Here is a 2523-nt window from a genome sequence, read left to right on the forward strand (position 1 = left end):
GTAAGCGTCTCACTGCGGCCGTTCTCCGAGCAGCGGTGAATGGAGGTAATTTGGTTCCCACCAAATATTTTGGTGGGAACCAAAGTGGCCGAGATAGTCGATAGCAGAACCCAAGCTCCCGGTAAGCGCCCGAACTTTCCACGCGAGTTCAAACGGCAACTCGCCGAACAGACCTTCGAGCCCGGCGCGTCAGTATCGCTGGTCGCACGTCGCAACGACATTAACACCAACCTGCTGTTCAGATGGCGTCGCCAATATCTTCAGGGAGCATTTGGGGCGCCGCATCTGGAGCACGCGAGACAGCAACCTGATGGTGACGTTGCGCCGTTACTCCCGGTGAGCGTGGTCGCCGAAACCGAGGCGTCGATATCCACGCGCGAGGCCGTGACGGAGAACACCTGCGAGATCGAATTTGACCGAGCACGCCTTCGGATTCGAGGCAACGTGTCGCCAGATATGCTGCGCTTGCTCATTCGGGAGCTGTCCCGATGATCGGATTGCCGGCGGGAACCCGCATCTGGATCGCGGCTGGCATCACCGACATGCGCTGCGGATTCCAGGGGCTCGCAGCGAAGGTGCAAACTGCACTGGAGGAGAATCCCTTTGGCGGCAATGTCTTCATCTTCCGTGGCCGGCGCGGTGACCTCATCAAGATTCTGTGGGCCACCGAGGACGGGCTATGGCTCTTGGCGAAGCGGCTTGAGCGAGGGCGTTTTGTCTGGCCGCAGGCCGACGGCGGCAAGGTCCATCTGACACATGCACAGTTGTCGATGCTACTCGAGGGCATTGACTGGCGGCAGCCGCGTCGAACCGCGGCGCTATCGGTGTTGTAAACGCTTCGGGGCACGCGTAAACTCCGGCGCATGACCGATGATGCCCGTCTTCCGGATGACGTTGATGCGCTTAAGGCCTTGGTGCTCGAGGCTCGCGCCCAGCTTGCCGAGCGCGATATCGAGATCGAACAACTCAAGGCCCAGATCGACAAACTCAAACGGATGCAGTTCGGCCGAAAGTCCGAGCAGCTAGACCGGCAGATCGAGCGGCTTGAGACCGAACTGGACGAGCTGAGCGGTGGGCGCGGTGTCGCGGATGTTCGCCGCGCCCGCGCATCGGGCACGAGTGTGCCCGTCAGCGCAGCAGCCTCGAAGGAGGCGTTGCCTCCCCATCTGCCGCGTGAAGAGCGCGTGCTCGAACCCGATCCGAGCTGCCCGAACTGCGGCAACACCATGCAGCCACTCGGCGAGGACGTGTCCGAGCAGCTTGCCCGTGTCGCTGCCATGTTCAAGGTGATTCGCACGATCCGGCGCAAGGCAGTCTGCACCTGCTGCAAGCACATCTCGCAGCCGCCGATGCCGGGCTTGCCAATTGAGCGCAGCATCGCGCATCCGAGCCTGCTTGCTGACATCGCCGTTTCGAAGTTCGCTGATCATCAACCGCTATACCGGCAGTCGGCAATTGCCGCGCGTGACGGCGTGAAGCTCGACCCCGCCAGCATGGGGCGCTGGGTCGGCCAGTGCGAGGCCTTGTGCGAGCCGTTGACCGAAGCGCTGCGCGTCTACACGATGGCAACCTTCAAGCTGCACGCGGACGACACGCCGATCCCAGTGCTTGCGCCGGGTAATAAAAAGACGCGCACGGGTCGCCTGTGGGTCTATGTTCGCGACGACACCCGCTCGGGCTCGACGGACCCGGCCGCAGTCTGGTTTGCCTACTCGCCTGACCGCAAAGGCATTCATCCGCAGACTCATCTCGCCGGATTCAAGGGCATCCTTCAGGCCGACGCCTACGGAGGCTTCGACGAGCTGTATGCGGGCGGCAGGATCCGTGAGGCGGCTTGCTGGGATCACGCGAGACGGTACATATACGACGTTCATGTCCGGACGCCGACTGAGTCGACAAGGCACGTACTCGAACTGATCGGCGCACTCTATGGCATTGAGACTGATATCCGGGGCAAGGCCGCCGCCGAACGGTTGCGCGTACGGCAGGAAAGGAGCCTCGCGGTGCTCGGGACCATCAAGGCATGGATGACGGAGAAAATGGCGCACCTGTCGGCAAAATCCGAGTTGGCAAAGGCGATACGCTACTCGCTCAATCAATGGGACGCACTTGTTGTGTACTGCGAAGACGGTCGTATCGAGATCAGCAACGCCCTCGCGGAAAACGCGCTGCGCTGCGTCAGTCTGGGGAGGAAGAACTTCCTGTTTGCAGGCTCCGACAGTGGAGGTGAGCGGGCCGCCGCGATGTACGGCCTCATCGGGACATGCAAGCTGAATGACATCAACCCGCGCGCCTACCTCGAATACGTCCTGACTCACATCGCGGACCACAAAATCAGTCGGATCGACGAACTGCTGCCCTGGAACGTGGTCGGCAAGTTGCCCACGCAATCCACTCCGCCGTCAGCGACAACCTGATCTCCGCAACGTCTCCCGAATCTATCCGCGAGCCATCGATCACGCGCTACCACTAGCGTGCCACGCGCGCGCGACACATCGCGAACGGTCGACGCGAGGCGCTTAC

3 protein-coding genes are annotated in these 2523 nt (G+C 61.9%); all 3 read left to right on the forward strand.

Features of this window, described 5'->3' with window-relative positions; genetic code table 11:
* The first annotated feature begins 39 nt into the window (after positions 1 to 39).
* From tnpA to tnpC, 3 genes are read left to right on the forward strand one after another with little or no spacing between them, the layout of a single operon-like run.
* A complete protein-coding gene (tnpA, locus tag P3T21_RS38305) occupies positions 40 to 492 on the forward strand; it encodes an IS66-like element accessory protein TnpA (protein ID WP_429261040.1) in 453 nt (150 codons plus the stop codon).
* Positions 489 to 833, forward strand: a complete 345-nt coding sequence (gene tnpB / locus P3T21_RS38310; protein ID WP_429261041.1) for an IS66 family insertion sequence element accessory protein TnpB — start codon at positions 489 to 491, stop codon at positions 831 to 833. Before tnpA ends, tnpB begins: the two co-directional genes overlap by 4 nt.
* A gap of 30 nt (positions 834 to 863) precedes the next feature.
* Positions 864 to 2417, forward strand: a complete 1554-nt coding sequence (gene tnpC, locus P3T21_RS38315; protein WP_429261042.1) for an IS66 family transposase — start codon at positions 864 to 866, stop codon at positions 2415 to 2417.
* Positions 2418 to 2523: the final 106 nt, after the last annotated feature.

This window comes from Paraburkholderia sp. GAS334 (genome assembly GCF_050436625.1).
GTDB lineage: Bacteria > Pseudomonadota > Gammaproteobacteria > Burkholderiales > Burkholderiaceae > Paraburkholderia.

Bases quoted from the DNA above. Each gene is read 5' to 3' on its own strand.
- tnpA (WP_429261040.1), top strand. From the start codon at position 40: ATGGAGGTAATTTGGTTCCCACCAAATATTTTGGTGGGAACCAAAGTG.
- tnpB (WP_429261041.1), top strand. From the start codon at position 489: ATGATCGGATTGCCGGCGGGAACCCGCATCTGGATCGCGGCTGGCATC.
- tnpC (WP_429261042.1), top strand. From the start codon at position 864: ATGACCGATGATGCCCGTCTTCCGGATGACGTTGATGCGCTTAAGGCC.